Here is a 19006-nt window from a genome sequence, read left to right on the forward strand (position 1 = left end):
CGCCCTCCGGGGGTACGCCACTGGGGTGCCAACAGTGGTGCAAAGGAGCAAGCCTTCGGGGGAAAAGTGGGGGGGTGCGGGGGGGGCCAACGGGTTGGGAGTGCCCCCTTTTCCGGGAGGGGGCCCGCTCCTCCGCCGAGGGGTGTGTTCAGCTCGCGGCGTTCATCAGGTCCACCGCGCTGTGCTGCCGAGCCCCGTCGCTGAACTGGAACGGACCCGCCCACGGCTGGTCGTACGAGTCCGCACTGGACCGGTCCCGCGAGTAGGCCGTGTCAGCCTGCCGCCGCAGGTAAGCGGTGTACGGCCGATCCGACAAGGCCCGGTTCAACGCGGCCAGCCCCCGCACGTAGATCCCCTTGAACGAAGGCACGTCACCGCCACCCCCGTTGTCGAACAGGGTGCCGCCGGGGTTGAGGAACGAGCTGCCGGTCGACGCGGTGGCGAGCGTGCGGGCCTGGGAGAGGTAGCCGGAGTCGCCGGTCGCGCGGGCCAGCTCGGTGAGGGCGGCCAGGGGGACGCCCTGGTTGTAGCTCCACGGGGTCTGGCCGTTGTTGGCGCAGGTGGACGTGGTCAGGCCGTCGTTCACCAGGCCGGAGCTGTTGATCATCTTGCTGTTCGTGAACCAGGTCCAGCCCGTCCTGGCCCGTTGCAGGTAGGTGGTGTCGCCGGGGATCCTGTTGTGCAGGGCGGCGTTGAGCTGGACGTAGAGCGAGTTGGCGATGGCGTTCTTGTAGCCCTTGGCCGAGCTCCACCAGATGCCGCCGCCGCACACCGAGTCCCAGAACCGGTGGATGTGGTCGGCGCCGGCCCTGGCGGTGTTCAGGTACCTGGTCTCGCCGGTCAGGTCGTAGGCGGCGAGCCAGGCGAGGCCCCACCAGGCGACGTCGTCGTTGTAGTCGTTGATGAAGTTGCCCTGCCAGGCGGTGAGGTTGAGGTCGTAGGTGCGGGCGATGGCGTAGCGGTAGCTGTTCATGCCGGTGACGCGGATGTTGTCGATGATCGCGGTGAGCGCGTTGGCGGAGTTCCACCAGCCCGTCGTGTCGAACAGGCCGGTGCTCAGGTTGTAGCGCTCCATCAACGCCGTAGCCGCCGCCGTGCGGCGTTCGCCGGCGTTCCACGTCGTGCGGTACCAGCTGGTGCACGCGATCGAGGACGAGCCGGCCGGGCGGCCGCAGGCCCTCAGCAGGCCCACGCCCAGGGTGGCCCAGTCGTCCACGTTGTACATCATCGTGCGCCACTCGCCGAAGCCCGCCGGGGCCGCCGTGTTGCCGAGCCGGGAGCCGGAGCCCCAGCTGACGCCCGCGTCGAACGAGCGGTCCAGCCACACCTCGTCGCCCTGCTGCGCGGCGGAGATCACCGCCCAGCCCATCGCGTCGGTGTCGTCGAAGCGCAGGGAGACCTGCCTTCCGCCGACGGTGACGGTCTGGGTGAGGCGCTGGGCCGGTGCCAGGGCGGGATCGCGGGCGTCGCAGTACTTGTTGCAGATGACCGCCGCCGCGGCGGGCGGGGCGGTGCCCGTCGACGGCGGGCTGCTGGTCGTGCGCGGCGCGCCGGGGCGGTGGCTGGAACGCCGCGCGCTCAGCGGCAGGGTGGGGTCGCGGTCGTCGCAGTAGTAGTCGCAGTCCGCGGCGGGCCGGACCTCGGCCGCCGAGGTCGCCGGCGCGGCCGACGCGACCGGCAGGGCCACGACGGGGGTGGACATCATCAGGGACGCGAGAAAGACGGCTCTCAGCACGAGACCTCCCGATGCAGGGTGGGTGGCCGAACGAGTGAGAGCGCTCCCACATTCAGGCTAGGGTTCGGGAGTTTTCGACGTCAACGTTCCCGACCGGTCAGGTTTTTGTCAGCGGGTGCTCAGGCGACGGTGAGCACGATCTTGCCGCGGAGATGTCCTCGTGCGGCCCGCTCGTGCGCGGCCTGGGCGTCCTTGAGCGCGAAGGTGCTGTCGATCGCGACGCGGAGCGTGCCGTCCTGGAGCAGGCGGCCGATCTCGGCGAGCTGTGCCCCGCTCGACCGGACCTGCGTGGCCGTCACCGTGACGCCCAGCCGCGCGTTCTCCTCGTCGTCGAACTCGCCGAAGTAGACCGGGTAGAGCGAGCCGCCGCGCTTGACCGCCCGCAGGAACCGGCTGCTGTGCGGGCCGCCGACGCAGTCCAGCACCAGGTCGACGTCGTGGGCGACCTCCTCGGGACGTTCCTTCGTGTAGTCGATGATCTCGTCGGCGCCGAGACCGCGCAGGAACTCCTCGTGGCCACCGGAGGCGACGGCGATGACGCGGGCGCCCTTCCACCTGGCGAGCTGCAGGGCGAGGTGCCCGACGCCGCCGGCCGCGCCGTTGACCAGGACCGTGCTCCCGGGACCGAGCGCCATCGGGCGGTGCCGGACCGCCTGGAACGGCGACGGGAAGTCGTGCCCGACCTCGACCAGGAACTGCCACGCCGTGAGTCCGGACATGGCCACGGCGGCGGCGTGGGCGTGGTCGACGCCCGCCGGCTTGTGCGCGAAGTCCGTCGCCGACGCGGCCACGAACTCGGCGTAGGCCTTGCCCTGCAACGAGAGCGGGAAGTTCACCATGCCGAACACCTCGTCGCCGACCGCGAAGCCCTCGGCTCCGGTGCCGACCTCCGCGACAACGCCCGACACGTCGGTGCCGGGGATCAGCGGCAGCGTCGTCGGCGGCTTGAGCTCCTCCGGCACGTCCGGCATGCCTCCGCGCGCGTACCAGTCGGGCGGGTTGACGCCGACCGCGTGCACCCGGACGAGCAACTGGCCCGGCCCCGGCTCGGGTTTGGGAGCCGTCTCGTAGCGCAGCACCTCCGGGCCGCCGTACTCGTGCACCCGGATCGCGTTCATGGTCTCAGTCGGCACGGTTCTCTCCGTCCACAGCGGGGTAAGCTTCGAAACGAGTCACGGACCCGTTTTTCCGGGTCACTGACCCGAATATATGGGTCAGTGACCCGGTTATGCAAGGAGCGCAGATGAGGGCGGACGCCAAGGCCAACCACGACCGCCTGCTCGCGGTCGCCGGCACCGTCATCGCCGAGCACGGTTCGGAGGCGTCGATGCGCGACATCGCGCGCCGTGCCGGGGTTGGGCTGGCGACGGTGCAGCGGCACTTCCCGACCAGGGAGTCGCTGCTGGAAGCCTTGCTGCGCACCAGCTTCGACGAGCTGACCGGCCGGGCGGCCGAGGTCGAGGGCGCGCACGGGCCCGACGAGGCGCTGGTGCTGTGGCTGCGCGACTTCATCGCGGTCTGCACGAACTACCGCGGCGTCGTGACGGCCATGGTGAAGGCGATCGAGGACCCGGAGTCGGCGCTGCACGGCTCCTGCGCCGCGATGCGCGGGTCCGGCGCACGGCTGCTCACCCGCGCCCAGGAGGCCGGCTCGGCGCGCACCGACCTCGACGGCGCGGATCTGTTCGCCCTGGTGTCGTCGCTCGTGTGGCTGCGTGACCAGCCGGGGCTCCAGGCGCGCGCCGAGCACCTCATCGAGGTCGTGATGAGCGCGATCGTGCCCAAGGCGCGGCTGGCCTAGTCTCAGGGCAGCAGCACCTCGAAGACCTGACGCAACGTCGTTTCGAGGGCCTCCTCGTCAGTCCCGGTCAACGCGCTGCTGCCGATCACCTTGCGCAGCAACCAGAACCCGGCGATCACCGACAGCACCACCGCCGCGCGGTCGGTGCCGCGCGTGTCCGGTGCCACCTCGTGCAGGTGTGCCTCGACGTGCCGTTCGATGTTGTCCCGCAGGATCTCGGCGGCCCGCGGGTTGGCCGCAGACCTCAGCATCAGCAGGAACGGCGACAGCTCGTCCGCGGCGGGGGAGGTGCGGCGGACCAGGGCCGCCGCGATGTCGCGCGCCAGGGTCGCCGGGTCGCCGCCGAGCACCGTGCGGTCGGTCATCGACACTTCCGCGACCTCGGCGAACAGGCCCTCCTTCGAACCGAAGTAGCGGTTCACCAGCATGGCGCTGACCCCGGCCGCCTGGGCGATCTCGCGGACCCCGACCCCGTCGAAGCCGTGGCGGGTGAACGCCTCGACGCCGGCGCGGAGGATCGCGGCACGGGTGGCGGCGGCGTCTCTGCGGTGCGCTGAACTCATGTATACGAGTGTAGACTTCGAGTGAAGTATACGACTGTAGACTTGTGGAGAACGTCGTGGAACTGCACTTGACGGGCAAGCGGGCCCTGGTCACGGGTTCGAGCTCGGGACTGGGCGAGGCGATCGCGCGGCTGCTGGCGGCGGAAGGGGCGGACGTCGTCGTGCACGGCCGCGACGAGACCCGCGCCCGCGCCGTGGCGGCGGACATCGGTGCCGCGGTGGCCATCGGCGACCTCGCCACCGACGAGGGTGCGGACGCGGTCGCCGCCGTCGCCGGTGAGGTCGACGTGCTGGTCAACAACGCCGGCGGCTACGCCCACACCGGCTGGGTCGACGCGACGCCGGGGGAGTGGCGCGACATCCACGAGGCCAACGTGATCTCCGCGGTCAGGATGGTCCAGCGCCTCGTGCCCGGCATGCGCGCCCGCGGCTGGGGCCGGGTGATCCAGATCGGCGGTGGCCTCGGCACGCAGCCGATCGCCGTCCAGCCGCACTACAGCGCGACCCTGGCCGCCCGGCACACCCTCGCCGTCTCCCTGGCGCGCGAGCTGAAGGACACCGGCGTGACCTCGAACGTCGTGTCGCCGGGCGCGATCATGGTCGACTCGGTCCGGGCGTGGCTCACGAAGCAGGCGCCGGCCAACGGGTGGGGCGAGAGCTGGGAGGAGATCGAACGCAACGCCGTCGCGGAGCTCGTGCCCAACGACGTCGGCCGGTTCGGCCGTCCCGAGGAGATCGCTGGTGCGGTCGCCTACCTGGCGAGCCCGTACGCGGACTACGTCAGCCGCGCGACGATCAGGGTCGACGGCGGCACGGTCCGGTCCGTCGCCTGAGCTGCGCACGTCGTCTCGATCAAACACAGACCGACAAGATTTCTGTTTGCTGTTTCGATTCAGCGCGCATGTTTCTGGTGTGTTTTGGCGCACACTTTTGAGTTACGATGGCGCGGACGGTCCGCCTGCCCGGCTCCGTCACACCCCTTCTTCCTGCGGACTTCGCCGGTGAGAGCGCTCTACCGGGCGCCTCGCCGGCGATGCTCCGCACGAGGAAACCAACGCGAAACATGTGCGTTCCTGTCGGGGCGCCGTGCCGAGCTTCCCCGCCCACTGGAGCTGCCGACGATGACCGCTCTCCCGCTCGAGCTCGCCACCACGCCCCTCCCGGCCCCGCTGCCGCTCCCGCCGGCCGTTCCGGCGCGCTGACCGCCGGTTTCACCACCTCGTTCCGGACGTCCGAGCGGACGGTCCGGTCCCGAGCCGTACCCACCCTGCCCCCTGAAGGAGTTCGATGCGTCCCCTCGTCGCCTGGGCGGCGGCCGTTCTGGTGCTCGCCGGTGGCCTCGTCGCCACCGTGGTCAGCACAGCGTCCGCGGCCGTCGTGCCCAAGACACCGCCGTTGACCACCCCGTGGACCAACCAGGTGTCGACCACCAACCCGTTGCCGGAGTACCCGCGCCCGCAGATGCTCCGGCCGGACTGGCAGTCCCTCAACGGCGAGTGGGAGTTCCTCAACCCCGCCACCGACTCGTCCGGGAACGTCAACCGCAACGCCTCGCCGCCGGTCGGGCAGACGCTGCCGGAGCGCGTGCTGGTGCCGTACCCGATCGAGTCGGCGTTGTCCGGCATCATGCGCAACGACAACCGCGACCTGATGTTCTACCGGCGCACGTTCACCGTGCCGTCCGGGTGGAACGGGCGGCGGGTGCAGCTGCACTTCGGCGCGGTCGACTACGAGGCGACGGTGTGGGTCAACGGCACCCAGGTCACCACGCACAAGGGCGGCTACGACCGGTTCGAGGTCGACATCACCCCGCAGCTCAACGGCGGCACCAACGAGATCATCGTGCGCGTGTACGACCCGACCGACGGCCGCGGTGAGAAGCAGCCGATAGGCAAGCAGGTCAACGACACCAGCCAGATCTTCTACACGCCGACGTCGGGCATCTGGCAGACGGTGTGGCTCGAACCCACGGCGGCGACGTCGATCTACTCCGTGGACATCTACCCGAACCTCTCGAACAACACCGCGAGAGTCCGGGTGTTCACGCGCGGCACCAACTCCGGGCACACCGTGCTGGCCGAGTCGATGACGGGCACGACCGTCGTGGGCAGCGCCACCGGCGGCTTCACCGAGTTCTCCGTCCCCGTGCCGAACGCGCGCCGCTGGTCGCCCGACGACCCGTTCCTGTACAACCTGCGGGTCTCGCTGCGGAACTCCTCCGGCCAGACCGTCGACCAGGTGACGAACTACTTCGGCATGCGCGAGATCGGCACGAAGCTCGTGGACGGCGTGCTGCGGCCGACCCTCAACGGCGAGTTCGTGTTCCAGATCGGCACGCTGGACCAGGGTTTCTGGCCCGACGGCCTCTACACGGCGCCGACCGACGCCGCGCTCGCGTCGGACCTGCAGAAGCACAAGGACCTCGGCTTCAACATGGTGCGCAAGCACATCAAGGTCGAACCGGCCCGCTGGTACTACCACGCGGACCGGCTCGGGCTGCTGGTGTGGCAGGACGTCCCGTCCACGCAGGCGTTCGACGCCAACCGCACCTCGGCGCAGATCGCCCAGTTCGAGACCGAGGCGCGCGAGATCATCGACGAGCACCGGTTCTCGCCCGCGGTGATCACCTACGTGCCGTTCAACGAGGGCTGGGGCGAGTGGAACCTCGCGGAGACCCAGCGGGTCACCACGTCGTTGAAGAACTACGACCCGACCCGGCTCGTCAACGCGCACAGCGGCTACAACTGCTGCGCCTCCAAGGGTGATCCCGGCACCGGCGACATCGTCGACTGGCACGTCTACACCGGACCGGACGCGCCACGCCCGTCCTCCACGCGGGTGTCCGTGCTCGGGGAGTTCGGCGGCATCGGGCTGCGCACGCCCGGCCACGAGTACAGCCCGAAGAACGCCTTCTTCGCCTACGAGCAGGTGTTCAGCGCGGCCCAGCTCAACGACCGCTACACCGGCATGGTCCGCGACGTGAAGCAGCTGATGACCACCAAGGGCGTCTCCGCCTACGTCTACACGGAGATCACCGACGTCGAGGGCGAGTACAACGGCCTGTTCAGCTACGACCGGCAGGTGCAGAAGGTCGACACGAACACGCTCAGGGCCGCGCACGGCGACCTGATCGCCGCCTCGCGCAACCTGAACTCGCCGGTCGACTTCACGCTCGGGCACGTCCGGTCGTTGCGGGTCACCACGCCGGGCTTCACGGACCGCTACCTGCGGCACGCGAACTCGGTGGGACGCACGGACGTCCTCAGCTCCGCGAGCTCCGACGGCGACCGCCAGGACGCGTCGTTCCGCACGGTGGCGGGCCTGGCCGACGCGCGGTGCTACTCGTTCGAGTCGGTGAACTTCCCCGGCCGCTTCCTGCGGCACGCCAACAGCGTCGCGCGCGTCGAGGCGTCCACCGGCGGGTCGTTCAACGCCGACGCCACCTGGTGCGCCCGCACCGGACTCGCTTCGGGCGGCACGTCGTTCGAGTCGCTGAACTTCCCGGGCTCCTACCTGCGCCACTACGCGGACAACGTGTACCTGGCCCGCAGCGGCGGCACCAACGCCTGGGACACCGCGACCGGGTTCGCCGCCGACGCCACGTGGGGCACCTCGGACCCGGCGCTGTGGCGCAGCTCGGTGCGGCTCACCACGGACGTGCGGCAGTCGTTGCGCGTCACCACGTGGGGTCTCACCGACCGCTACGTCCGGCACTCCGACAGCCTCGGGTACACGGAGATCGTGAACAGCGGCAGCAGCGCCACGCTGAAGGCCGATGCCACGTTCACCGTCCGCCGAGGGCTCGCCGACTCGTCCTGCTACTCGCTGGAGTCGGTGAACTTCCCCGGCCAGTTTCTGCGCCACGCCAACAGCAGGGTGCGGATCTCGCCGAACGACGGCACGGCGTTGTTCCGCGAGGACGCCACGTTCTGCGCCCGGCCGGGTGTGGGCGGCACGGGCGTGACGCTCGAGTCGCTCAACAAGCCGGGCTCGTACGTGCGGCACTTCGAGTCGCAGGTGTACGTCGCCGGCGGCAACGCGGAGACCGGCTTCGACCGGCCGCAGACGCTGACCGCCGACAGCAGCTGGACCATCGCGGCACCCTGGGCGCCGTAGGCACGACCCCGTTCCACGGGCCGGGGTGGTTCCACCGCCACCCCGGCCCCTTCCCTGCACTGTCTACTTCAGACGATCGGGAGATCGGCATGGTGCGACGACGCACGGCGATCCTCATGACAGTCCTCCTCACCGGCCTGGGAGTCCTCGCGCCCTCGACCGCGGCCACCGCCGCGGAGAGCAACGGCGGCACGCGGATCCTGGTGCTCGGCGACTCGATCACCGACGGGTTCAACGTTCCCGGCGGCTATCGAATCAACCTGTGGCGCTCGCTGGCATCCGCGGGCCACCTCGTCGACTTCGTCGGCACCGGGTCGAACGGGCCCGCGGACCTGCCGGACCACGACCACGAGGGCCACAACGGCTGGCGCGTCGACCAGATCGACGCCATCGCCGCCGGCGTGCTCCGCGACACCTCGCCGAGGAGCATCCTGCTGCACATCGGCACCAACGACGTGGTGCAGAACTACGACATGGCGAACGCACCGGCGCGGCTGAGCGCCCTCGTGGACCACATCCGCGCCGCGGCACCGAACGCGGACCTGTTCGTCTCGTCGATCATCCCGTTGTCCGACCCGGCCAGGGAGTCCAGGGCAGCCGCGTACAACGCCACGATCCCGGCCATGGTGGCGAGCAAGGGTTCCCAGGTCCACTACGTCGACATGCACTCCGCGCTCACCACCGCGGACCTGGCCGACGGCGTGCACCCGACCCGTGGCGGCTACGACAAGATGGCCGCCCGCTGGGCTTCCGCGCTCGCCTCCGTGCCCGGATCGGCGGGCACCGACGGCGCGGGCGTCACCATCCCGACGGGCCTGCGTTCGGTGCGCGTCACGACCCCCGGTTACACCGACCGGTACGCGCGGCACCAGAACTCGGTGGGGTTCACCGAACACGTCGACTCGGGCAGCTCCGCGCTGCTCAAGGCCGACGCCACCTGGCGGGTCGTCCCGGGTCTCGCGGGCGGCTGCTACAGCCTGGAGTCGCGCAACTTCCCCGGCTACTACCTGCGGCACCAGAACGGCCGCGTCCGGATCAGCACCGACGACGGGTCGGCACTCACGCGCAGCGACGCCACGTGGTGCGCCCGGTCCGCGCCGGCCGGGGTGCGGCTGAGCGCGTGGAGCTACCCCGGCTCGTACCTGCGGCACGTCAACAGTGAGCTGTGGCTCGCCACACCGGGTGGCTCCGGGCCGCAGGACACCGCCGCGAGCCTCGTGGCCGACCTCGGCTGGTCGGTCGACGCGCCGTGGGCGCCCTGACGGGGGCCTGAGGACGAAAGCCGGTGGTCAGCCCTGGTGCGGGCGGCCACCGGCCTCGTCGAGACCGCTGAAGCGACTCTGAAGATCCGTCCACAGCCTGGTCACAGGAAACTCGGGGCGCCAACACTGTCCGCCATGGTGCAACTGGACGAACGCGCCGCCGTGCGGAGGCTGCACGACCGGCTCGGTGTCGGGCCGCGACCGGGCGATCTCGACCGCCCGTACGACGTCGCGCTCGACGCCCTGCTGGCCGACGGTTCCGCCGGTGCCCCCGCGCCGCGGCCCGCCAGCCCGCCCCGCCCGGCCAAGGGCGACAACCAGGCGAAGAAGGACGCGACCCGGCAGCGCAACGACGACGAGAACGCCCTCGCGGTGTGGTGGCTCGACCGGATGGCCACGACGGACGGGCCGGCCCTCGAACGCATGACGTGGTTCTGGCACGGGCACTTCGCGACGAGCGAGCAGAAGGTGCGCTCGCCCGCGTTGATGCTGACCCAGAACGAGACGTTCCGGCGGCTCGGGCTCGGGCCGTTCGCGGACCTCGCGCAGGCGCTGGTCGTCGACCCGGCGATGCTGATCTGGCTCGACGGCAACGACAACCGCGTCGGGGCGGCCAACGAGAACCTGGCCCGCGAGCTGATGGAGCTGTTCACCCTGGGGATCGGCCACTACGACGAGATCGACGTCCGGGAGGCCGCCCGGTCGCTGACGGGGTGGACCGTGCGGGCCGACTCGGGCAAGGCGGAGCTGGTGGCGAAACGCCACGACGACGGCGCGAAGCGGGTCTTCGGCAAGCCCGACAAGTACACCGCCCGGTCGTTGCTGAAGCTCATCCTCGACAAGCCGGAGAGCCCGGAGTTCGTCGTGGGCAGGGTGTGGTTCCGGCTCGTGTCCGCGCAGCCGCCCGCCGCCGACGTGCTCGCCCGCCTGGTCACGGCGTTCCGGCGCGACACCCGGTCGTTCCTGCGCGCCCTCGCCGGTGAGCCCGCGTTCCGCGACTCGGCGAACGTCCTGGTCAAACAACCCGTCGAGTGGGCGGTCGGCCTGATGCGCGCGCTCGGCGTCAAGCCGCGCGACCTGAACGAGAAGCAGGCCGCCACGCTGCTGCGCTCGTTGCGGGGACTCGGGCAGGTGCCGTTCCGGCCGCCGAGCGTCGGAGGCTGGCCGGCGGGCGGGGCGTGGCTGACGACGGCCGCGTGGCCGTCCCGGCTCGACCTGGCCAAGCTCGTCGCCGACCGCGCCGACCTCAAGACCGCGCTCGGCGGCGCGGACAAGATCGAGGGAGTGCGGCGCCTGCTCGGCGTCGACTCGTGGTCGGACCGCACGAAGTCCGCGCTGGAGAAGGTGGCCGGCACCCCGGTGCAGCTCGTCGTCGTGGCGGCGAGCGCCCCCGAGTACGTGGTGAGCAGGTGATCTCGTGAACACGCTGACCCGACGCCGTTTCCTCACGTTGTCCGGTGTCACGGCGGCCGGTGCCCTCGCGTTCGGCGCCACGCAGGTGAACTGGGACGACCTCATGAGCGCTGCCGCCGAGAACCCGCTCGACCCGAGCCAGGGCGTGCTCGTCGTCGTGACGCTCTACGGGGGCAACGACGGCCTCAACACCGTCGTGCCCGCCGAGGACCGCGCCTACCAGGACGCCCGGCCCGACCTGGCCTACGAACCGGGCGAGGTGCTCGGCCTCGGCGAGGGACTGGGCCTGAACCCCGGCATGAAGGGCCTCAAGCAGCTCTGGGACGAGAAGGGCCTCGCCATCGTCCGCGGGGTCGGCTACGCCCAGCCCGACCACAGCCACTTCCGCTCGATGGCCATCTGGCAGACCGCCTCACCGCGCACCTCGGTGCCGTCCGGCTGGCTGGGCCGCTGGCTCGACGAGACGGCGGCCGACGACCCGCTGCGGGCGTTGTCGGTGGAACCGCTGCTGCCGCCGTTGCTCGCCGGTGAACGCACCGCGGCGGCGTCGTTCCCGCTCAACGGCCTGAAGCTGCCGTCGGGGCCGCTCGGCGACGCGTTCTCGTTGCTGGGACAGGCCTCCGCCGGCGAGGAGCACTGGCAGGCACGCGTCGCGCGGTCGATCTCGGACGTGCGCCGCACCGCCACGACCCTCACCGGATCGCCCAACGGCGGCCAGATCCCGGCCGACGACCCGGACGAGCAGAGGGACAAGGGGTCCTCGGCCGGTGGCGGCGGCGCACTGGGCGCCCAGCTCGACGTGGTCGCCCGGCTGATCGAGGCAGGGGCGCCCTGCCGGGTCTACTCGGCGTCGCTGGGCGGGTTCGACACGCACTCCGACGAGCGCGCGACCCAGCAGCGCCTGCTGACCGAGCTGGACGCCGCGCTGACCCCGTTCGTCCGCAGGGTCGGGAAGCGTGCCACCGTGCTGGTCTACTCCGAGTTCGGCCGGCGGGTGCGGGCCAACGCGAGCGACGGCACCGACCACGGCACGGCCGGTCCGGTGTTCCTGCTCGGGGCGAACGTGCGGGGCGGCTTCCACGGCGCGCAGCCGAGCCTGACCGACCTCGACGACGGCGACCTGAGGCAGACCACGGACTTCCGCGACGTGTACGCGAGCCTGCTCGACCGCGTGCTCGGCACGGAGCCCGGCCGGGTGATCAAGGACCACGACGGCCGGGTGGAGGGCCTGTTCGCCTGACGGTCCTCAGGCCCTGGGCAGCGTGAACGTCACGGTGGTGCCGCCTCCCGGGGTGGCGTGCAGCCGCACCTCGCCGCCGTGCCGTTCGACGATGCGGTGCACGATCGCGAGCCCGGCGCCGTGACCGCCGCCGTGCTCGTCGCGCTTGTGCAGCCGGCGGAACAGCCGCAGGACCTCGGTGCGGTGCTCGGGCGGGACACCGATGCCGTTGTCCCGCACGTGCACCGCGTCGCCGTCGAGCGCCACCTCCACCGTGCGCGGGTGGTCTTCGCGGGCGTACTTCGCGGCGTTGACCAGCAGGTTCACCAGCACCTCGGCCAGCCGCTCGGGGTCGGCCAGCACGGTCGGGCCCGGTGCGGGCAGCACGACGTCGACCTCCCGTTCCGCCAGCCGGGGACCCGCCACCTCCAACGCGGCCAGCACCGCGTCGCGCAGGCCGACCTCCTGCCGCCGCAGCGAGCCGTTGCCCAGCTGGGCGAAGTGCAGCAGCGAGTTGATCAGCTCGTCCATCCGCTGGGCGAGGCGCTGCACGGTGTCGAGCCTGCGGACCGTCGTGTCGTCGAGGTCCTCGGCGTCCTCGCGGATGAAAGCCGTCGAGTTGAAGATGCCGCGCAACGGTTCCTTCAGCTCGTGCGCGGCCACGTGCGCGTACGTGTCGAGGTCGCGGTTCGCCCGCTGGAGCTCGTCGTTCAACGTCGTCAGGCGGGCGTTGTGCCGCAGCACCATCGTGGTGATCGCCCGCCCGAACTCGCTGGCGACGGCCTCGTCCGACGGCGTCCACGGCACGCAGTGGCCCCGCGTCACGGCCTGGTAGACGGCCGACGACCCGCGCGGCGTCAGGCGTTCGCCACGCTCACCGAGCTGCACCGGCGTGTCCGGGTTCGTCGCCCACGTCCTGCTGGCGCGGCGTTCCGGGCGCACCCACGCGATCAGGTCGCCGGTCCCGCCGGACAGGGCGAGCACCAGCGCCCCGCTGACCCGCTCGGCGTGCGCGACCATGGTGGAGTCGTGCGCGGTGAGGTTGTCGGAGCTCCACACCTCACCGGCGTTCAGCTCCGGCACGACCGCCCACAACGCGTCGAGACCGCCGCGCAGCGCGTCCTGGTCGCCGCCGCTCACGACCGTCGTCACGCCGTCGAGCCGCAACACCACGGCCTCGGCGTCGATCAGCTCGTGCAGCAGGTCGACGCTGGTCGAGACGGACTGGGTGATGTCCGTGTTCAGCTCGGTGACCAGGCGGGACAGCGCGGTGCGGGTGTGGTGGCGGGCCTGGGAGGTCTGCGCCTCCTCCAGCGCGGCGAGCTGCAGCGACAGCGTGACGCCGAAGAACTCGCAGGCCGAGCGCACCTCGGGGTCGAGCCGCCGGGGCGTGACGCCGTGGCACGCGATCAGGCCCCACAGCGAGCCGGAGTGCAGCAACGACACCGACATCGAGGACGCGACGCCGATGTTGCGCAGGTACTCCAGGTGGAACGACGACACCGTCCGCAGCGCCGAGTCGGACAGGTCGAGCGGCGCGGACGTCCCCGGCAGCACCGCGGGCAGCAGCGAGGCCGTCGCGTCGTCCACGTCGTTGATCACGCGGATCCAGTTGCGCTCGTAGAGCCGGCGCGCCTGCGGCGGGATGTCGGTGGCCGGGAACCACAGGCCCAGCCACGGTTCCAGCCCGTCCGCGACGGACTCGGCGATCACCTCACCGGGACCGGCCTGGCCCTCGAACCGGTAGGCCACCACCCGGTCGTACCCGGTCAGCGTCCGGATCTCGGCCACCGCGGAGGCGCACACGTCGACGACGTTCCGTTCGTGCTGCAGCTTGGTCAGCGAGGTGCGCAGGCGCGGGTAGAACTGCGAGAAGCGGAACGAGTCCTGCGCCGGCCGTGGCTCGAACTCCAGCACCGTCCTGCCGTCCGCGCGGTACACGGTGACGTCGAAGCTCTCCCCGGACGCGGGCAGCACCAGCCCGCACAGCCCGCGGTCGCCGGTCGGGGCTTCGAGCGTGGCGCGCACGGTCGCGACGCCGTCCGCGCCGATCAGGGCCTCCACCGGTGACCCGATCAGGGTGTCCGGGGAGCTGCCCAGCAGGGCCGTGGTGTTCTCGCTCGCGACCTCGACCACACCGGCGTCGTCCACGGCCAGCAGCGCGCCGTAGGACTGGATCCCGCCCAGCAGGTGGATCGGCTCGGTCAGGCACACCGTCAGGTCGAACGACGTCGTCCCGGCCTCCGCCTCGGCCCGCGCGGCGCGCGCCCACGCCTCGCCGAGCCCGCCCTCTTCGGTACCGGCAAGTTCCTGATCGTCGTGCATACTCTTTCCTGCTTCCGGTGGGCGTGCGGTTCGTCGAGGAGACTTCCACACGGGCAGCGTGAACACGGGGAGGTGCCGGGCCTGATGACGACGACGGGGAACGGACCCGCCTGGCCGGAGCTGTTGCACGCGCTGTGGCGCACCGCGTTCTCGGCGGGCAGCACCAAGGTCTTCGCGAAGGAGCTCTACCTCGGGCTGCTGGAGCTGCCGGACGTCCGCAGCGTGCTCGGCGCGCGGATCGGCCCCGACGGCAGCGTGCTGGTCGTGCGCTGGGCCGACCGCGACCACGGCGTGCTGAGCGGACCGGCGGGACTCGCCGCGGACGTCGCGCCGTGGGTCGCGCACTCCGCCGAACTGCCCGTGAGGGCCGCCGGCCAGGCGAGGATCGCCGACCTCGGCGTGGCCGAGCTGTCCGCGTTCGCCCCGGCCCTGGCCGAGCGGCTGCGCGAAGCCGGAGGAACCTCGGTGGTGGCGTCCTCGTTCCGCGCCGCCGCGGGCGACAACGCGGTGCTGCTCGTCGGCCTGGCGCGCAAGCCCGCGGACGAGACGGTCGCCCGCGCGCTGGAGCAGATCGCCGACGTGGTGATCGCGGCCGACGACCGGATCGCGGACCAGGCGCTGCTCGACAACAGGCTCGCGGCGGACGCCGTGCTGGCGGAGGTGTCGCTGCGGCTCGCCCGGTCGCTGGACGTCGAGGAGACCCTGCGGGCTGTCGTGCGGATGGCGGTGCCCGGCCTCGCCGACGGCGCCGCCGTGCACATCCGGCGCGACCACGCCCTGGAGCAGATCGCCGCGGCCCACGTCGACGTGCGGCGCGAGCGCCTGCTCAACGACCACCTGCGCGACGGCCGCTGGGCCGGGGTGCCCACGAGCGACGACGACGAGATCGACCCGACGCCGTCGCTGCTGCCCGCGGACGTCGGCCTGGAGCTGATGACCAGCGCGGTCCTGCAGGCGCGGGGCCGGGTGCTGGGCGTGCTGACGTTCTTCCACCGGGCCGGCGCGCACCGGGTGCCGACGCGCGAGTTCGTGCGGGACATCGCCGCGCGGGCGGCGCTCGCCATCGACAACGCGACCCTGTACAGCACGCGCCGCGCCGAGGTCGAGGAGCTGCAGCGGCACCTGCTGCCCTCGGTGCTGCCCGAGCTGCCCGGCGTCGAGGTGGCGACCGGGTACAACGTGGCCGGCCACCTGCTGGACGTCGGCGGTGACTTCTACGGCGTCGTGCGGCAGCCGGGGGACCGGTTCACCGCGCTCATCGGCGACGTGTGCGGCCGTGGTGCCGCGGCCGCCGCGCTCACGGGCCTCGCCCGGCACACGGTCGAGACCATCCTGGAGGAGGGCGGGCAGCCCGCGGACGCCGTGCGGCTGCTCAACGCCAAGATGCTGCGCGACCGGGTCGGCAAGTTCCTCACGCTGGCCACCGTCACGTTCGGCACGGCGGGTCCGGACGGCCTGCCGATGCGGTCGCTCACCGCGGGGCACCCGCCGCCGGTGATCATCCGGCGGGACGGCCGCGTCGAGGAGACCCGCTGCACCGGCCAGCTCGTCGGCGTGCTCGACGACCCGGTGTTCAGCCCGGTCGACGACGTGCTCCTGGCCGGTGACTCCGTGGTGCTGTTCACCGACGGGCTCGTCGAGGCGCGTGACGCGTCCGGGGCGTTCTTCGGCGACACGGACCTGGAGACGACGCTCGCGGCGCTGCACGACCTGCCGTTGCCCGAGATGGCCGCGACGCTGGTCGCGGGGGACGGGCGCTACGCCGTGGACGACGACGCGGCGGTGCTGGTGATCCGCTACCGCGGCCGTCGCGCGCTCGACGCGGTGCTGCCGGCCGGTCAGGTGGCGGAGGCCGCGCTCGCCGCGGTCCGGTCGCTGGGCAGGCCGGACCCGCCGGGCGGGCTCGCCGTCCCGTTCGAGGCAGGAGAGCTCACCGTGACGGTGGACGGCGACGCCGAATGGGCGCGCATCGAGGTCAGCGGGGGCGCGCGGACGTGGTGGGAGGTCCTGTGACCGCGGGCGGGGAACAGGTCGTGCTGGTCGTCGAGGACAGCGAGGAGGACCGCGAGGCGATCCTGCGCGCGTTGTCCCGCTCGCACCCGGAGCTGGTGCTGGAGTTCCTGCCGGACGGCCGCCACGTCGCGGAACGGCTGCGGGACGCGAGCCTGCCGCACCCCGTGCTGGTGCTGCTCGACCTGAACATGCCGGGTGCCGACGGCTACCGGGTGCTCGCGGACCTGCGCGCCGACACCGACCCGCGGCTCAACGACGCGATCGTCGTCGTGTTCACCTCCTCGACGACGTCGTCGGACATCGACCGCTGCTACGAGGCGGGGGCGGACAGCTACGTCTACAAGCCGGTGAACTTCACGTTGTTCCGCACGGTTCTGCAGGGCGCGGTCGCGTACTGGCACGCCAACGGCTTCACCCGCTCGGCACCGGGTGCCGCCACGCCGTGAGCGTCCTGGCACGCCTGCGCACCGGAACCCGCGCTGCCCACCGCGCACTGGAGGACGCCGTCGGCTTCGCGCCAGGGCACATCCCGCTCGCCCGCTACGAGGAGGTGCTCGCGGCGTTCCTCGGCGTCCACGAGCCCTTGGAGAAGGCGTTGGAGGCGTCGATCACGGCGCACGGGCTGCCGTGGGAGCTGTCGCCGGGTGCCGACCGGCTGGCCGCCGACCTGCGCGGACTCGGCTGGAGTCCGGCGCGGATCGCGTCACTGCCGAGGTCCGCGCCGCCGGACGTCGAGGCGGTGCCCGCGCTCGTCGGGTGCCTCTACGTCGTCGAGGGCGCGAAGCTCGGCGGCCGGCTGATCGCGCGCTGGGCGGGGGACGCGCCGGTGTCGTTCTTCGCCGCGGACGGCGACGCCCGGCGGCGGTTCGGCGAGTTCGGCGCGCTGGCGGAGGCCGTGGTGCCCGCCGGGGAGGAGGCCGCCGCGGTCGACGCGGCGACCCTGCTGTTCGAGTCGTTCCTCGGGACGGTCAGTGCACTGCCCGGTCGCCGCCCGCCCAGTGCCGGGCGCGCAGCTCGCGCTTGAGCACCTTGCCGGTGCCCGAGATCGGCAGCGCGTCCACGAACTCCGCGCTGCGCGGCGCCTTGTACCCGGCGATGAGCGTCTTCGCGTGCTCGCGCAGCTCGTCCACCGTGACCGCGTCGCCGTCCCGCAGCACGACGACGGCATGCACCCGCTCGCCCCACTCGTCGTCGGGCACGCCGATCACCGCGCACTGGGCGACCGCGGGGTGCCGGCTCAGCACGCTCTCGACCTCGGCCGAGTACACGTTCTCGCCACCGGTGACGATCATGTCCTTGATCCGGTCCACCACGAACAGGTAGCCCTCGTCGTCGAGGTAGCCGCCGTCGCCGGTGTGCATCCAGCCGTCCCGGACCGCGGCCGCGGTCTCCTCCGGCTTCTCCCAGTAGCCCAGCATCACGTGGCCGCCGCGGACCACGATCTCGCCGACGCTGCCGCGCGGCAGCTCCTCGTCGTCCGGGCCGACCACGCGCACCTCGGAGTGCGGCGCCGCGCGGCCGGCGGAACGCAGCAGGCCGCGGTCGTGGTCGTCGGGGGTGAGCAGGGTGGCGATGGGGGAGAGCTCGGTCATCCCGTAGGCCTGGGTGAACCGCGCGGTGGGCAGGGCCTTCATGGCGCGTTCCAGGACGGCCTGCGGGATGGGGGAGGCGCCGTAGAGCACCGACTTCAGGCTGGTCAGGTCGTGGTCGGGGGCGCTCGGGTGGTCGACCAGCAGCTGGATCATGGTCGGGACGAGCAGGACGTCGGTGGGGCGTTCGGACTGCACGGCGGCCAGGGTCGCCACCGGGTCGAACGACGGCAGGATGACGTGGCCGCCGCCGATCAGCAGCGTCGCGCCCCACATGGCGAGGTCGGCGAGGTGGAACATCGGCGCCACGTGCAGCGTGCGGCCACCGGGGGCGATGAGGTGCCCGGACGCCGCCGCGCCCAGCCACGACGTGCCGAGGTTGTCGTGGGAGAGCATCACGCCCTTCGGAAACCCCGTCGTGCCACCGGTGTAGAACAACCCGGCGAGCTCCCTGCCACCGCGGCGGACGTCCGGAACGGGCCGGGCAGCGGCGATCAGGTCCTCGTAGGACAGCGCGCCGTCGGGCGTGGCGCCGTCGCCGGCGTGGATGACCGTGGCCAGGTCCGGCGCCAGCTCCCGCAGCGCCGGGAGCATGGCGGCGAACGCGTCGTCGACCAGCAGCACCCGTGAGTCGGAGTCGCGCAACGAGTACGCGATCTCCGCGGGGCTCCAGCGGATGTTGACGGGGTTGAGGACGGCGTCCGCCCACGGCACGGCCAGCAGGTACTCGTTGTAGCGATCGGAGTTGAGCGCCAGCATCGCCACCCGGTCGCCCTCGGCCACGCCCAGGTCCCGCAACGCGCCGGCGAACCGCGCCACCCGGTCCGCGACCTCGGCGAACGTCCGCCGCCGGTCGCCGCAGATGGTCATGACCTCGTCCGGTTGCTGCTGGACGGCGCGGTGCAGGCCTTGGGTCAGGTACATCGAGCCCTCCACTTGTGAACGCCGGGAAGCGTGGTGCGCACCACAG

General features: G+C 72.0%; 14 protein-coding genes. 9 read left to right on the forward strand and 5 right to left on the reverse strand.

Annotated elements, in window-relative coordinates:
• Positions 1-148 precede the first annotated feature (148 nt).
• Together ACFWV3_RS00480 and ACFWV3_RS00485 are read right to left on the reverse strand one after the other, a co-directional pair.
• Positions 149-1735 carry a glycoside hydrolase family 76 protein gene (locus ACFWV3_RS00480; protein WP_382406585.1) on the reverse strand — a complete coding sequence of 529 codons (1587 nt, stop codon included), beginning with the start codon at positions 1733-1735 and terminating at the stop codon, positions 149-151.
• A 119-nt stretch (positions 1736-1854) separates the two neighbouring features.
• A complete protein-coding gene (locus ACFWV3_RS00485) occupies positions 1855-2868 on the reverse strand; it encodes an NADP-dependent oxidoreductase (protein ID WP_382406587.1) in 1014 nt (337 codons plus the stop codon).
• Between the two features lie 110 nt (positions 2869-2978).
• Between ACFWV3_RS00485 and ACFWV3_RS00490 the strand changes: the two genes are divergently transcribed.
• Positions 2979-3536: a TetR/AcrR family transcriptional regulator gene (locus ACFWV3_RS00490; RefSeq protein ID WP_382406589.1), complete on the forward strand. Its 558-nt coding sequence runs from the start codon at positions 2979-2981 to the stop codon at positions 3534-3536.
• Positions 3537-3538: 2 nt separating this feature from the next.
• Here ACFWV3_RS00490 and ACFWV3_RS00495 read toward each other — a convergent pair whose 3' ends face one another.
• Positions 3539-4099 carry a TetR/AcrR family transcriptional regulator gene (locus tag ACFWV3_RS00495; protein WP_382406591.1) on the reverse strand — a complete coding sequence of 187 codons (561 nt, stop codon included), beginning with the start codon at positions 4097-4099 and terminating at the stop codon, positions 3539-3541.
• A gap of 56 nt (positions 4100-4155) precedes the next feature.
• On the opposite strand from ACFWV3_RS00495, the gene ACFWV3_RS00500 reads away from it, so the two are divergent.
• The 5 genes from ACFWV3_RS00500 (at position 4156) to ACFWV3_RS00520 (ending at position 12130) form a co-directional block, all read left to right on the forward strand.
• Entirely contained in the window at positions 4156-4932 is a 777-nt protein-coding gene (locus tag ACFWV3_RS00500) for an SDR family NAD(P)-dependent oxidoreductase (RefSeq protein WP_382406593.1), read from the forward strand.
• 454 nt (positions 4933-5386) lie between these two features.
• The gene (locus ACFWV3_RS00505) at positions 5387-8215 is read left to right on the forward strand and encodes an AbfB domain-containing protein (protein ID WP_382406595.1); all 2829 of its coding nucleotides are present in this window, start codon (positions 5387-5389) and stop codon (positions 8213-8215) included.
• Positions 8216-8304: 89 nt separating this feature from the next.
• Positions 8305-9477, forward strand: coding sequence for an AbfB domain-containing protein (locus ACFWV3_RS00510; protein WP_382406597.1), 1173 nt, complete (start codon positions 8305-8307; stop codon positions 9475-9477).
• Between the two features lie 135 nt (positions 9478-9612).
• Entirely contained in the window at positions 9613-10890 is a 1278-nt protein-coding gene (locus ACFWV3_RS00515; protein WP_382406599.1) for a DUF1800 family protein, read from the forward strand.
• Positions 10891-10894: 4 nt separating this feature from the next.
• Positions 10895-12130 carry a DUF1501 domain-containing protein gene (locus tag ACFWV3_RS00520; RefSeq protein WP_382406601.1) on the forward strand — a complete coding sequence of 412 codons (1236 nt, stop codon included), beginning with the start codon at positions 10895-10897 and terminating at the stop codon, positions 12128-12130.
• A 6-nt stretch (positions 12131-12136) separates the two neighbouring features.
• Here ACFWV3_RS00520 and ACFWV3_RS00525 read toward each other — a convergent pair whose 3' ends face one another.
• Positions 12137-14434: an ATP-binding protein gene (locus ACFWV3_RS00525; RefSeq protein ID WP_382406603.1), complete on the reverse strand. Its 2298-nt coding sequence runs from the start codon at positions 14432-14434 to the stop codon at positions 12137-12139.
• Positions 14435-14518: 84 nt separating this feature from the next.
• Here ACFWV3_RS00525 and ACFWV3_RS00530 point away from each other — a divergent pair, with 84 nt between their 5' ends.
• Genes ACFWV3_RS00530 through ACFWV3_RS00540 form a run of 3 tightly spaced genes read left to right on the forward strand, consistent with a single transcriptional unit; the run spans position 14519 to position 17471 of the window.
• Entirely contained in the window at positions 14519-16447 is a 1929-nt protein-coding gene (locus tag ACFWV3_RS00530) for a PP2C family protein-serine/threonine phosphatase (RefSeq protein WP_382406605.1), read from the forward strand.
• Positions 16444-16893 carry a response regulator gene (locus tag ACFWV3_RS00535; RefSeq protein ID WP_382406607.1) on the forward strand — a complete coding sequence of 150 codons (450 nt, stop codon included), beginning with the start codon at positions 16444-16446 and terminating at the stop codon, positions 16891-16893. Before ACFWV3_RS00530 ends, ACFWV3_RS00535 begins: the two co-directional genes overlap by 4 nt.
• The gene (locus ACFWV3_RS00540; protein WP_382406609.1) at positions 16890-17471 is read left to right on the forward strand and encodes a biliverdin-producing heme oxygenase; all 582 of its coding nucleotides are present in this window, start codon (positions 16890-16892) and stop codon (positions 17469-17471) included. The genes ACFWV3_RS00535 and ACFWV3_RS00540 overlap by 4 nt, the downstream gene beginning before the upstream one ends.
• Here ACFWV3_RS00540 and ACFWV3_RS00545 read toward each other — a convergent pair.
• Positions 17416-18960, reverse strand: coding sequence for a long-chain fatty acid--CoA ligase (locus tag ACFWV3_RS00545; RefSeq protein WP_382406611.1), 1545 nt, complete (start codon positions 18958-18960; stop codon positions 17416-17418). The genes ACFWV3_RS00540 and ACFWV3_RS00545 overlap by 56 nt on opposite strands.
• Between the last annotated feature and the right edge of the window lie 46 nt (positions 18961-19006).

This window comes from Lentzea sp. NPDC059081 (assembly GCF_042738015.1).
In the GTDB taxonomy this organism is placed as follows: domain Bacteria; phylum Actinomycetota; class Actinomycetes; order Mycobacteriales; family Pseudonocardiaceae; genus Lentzea.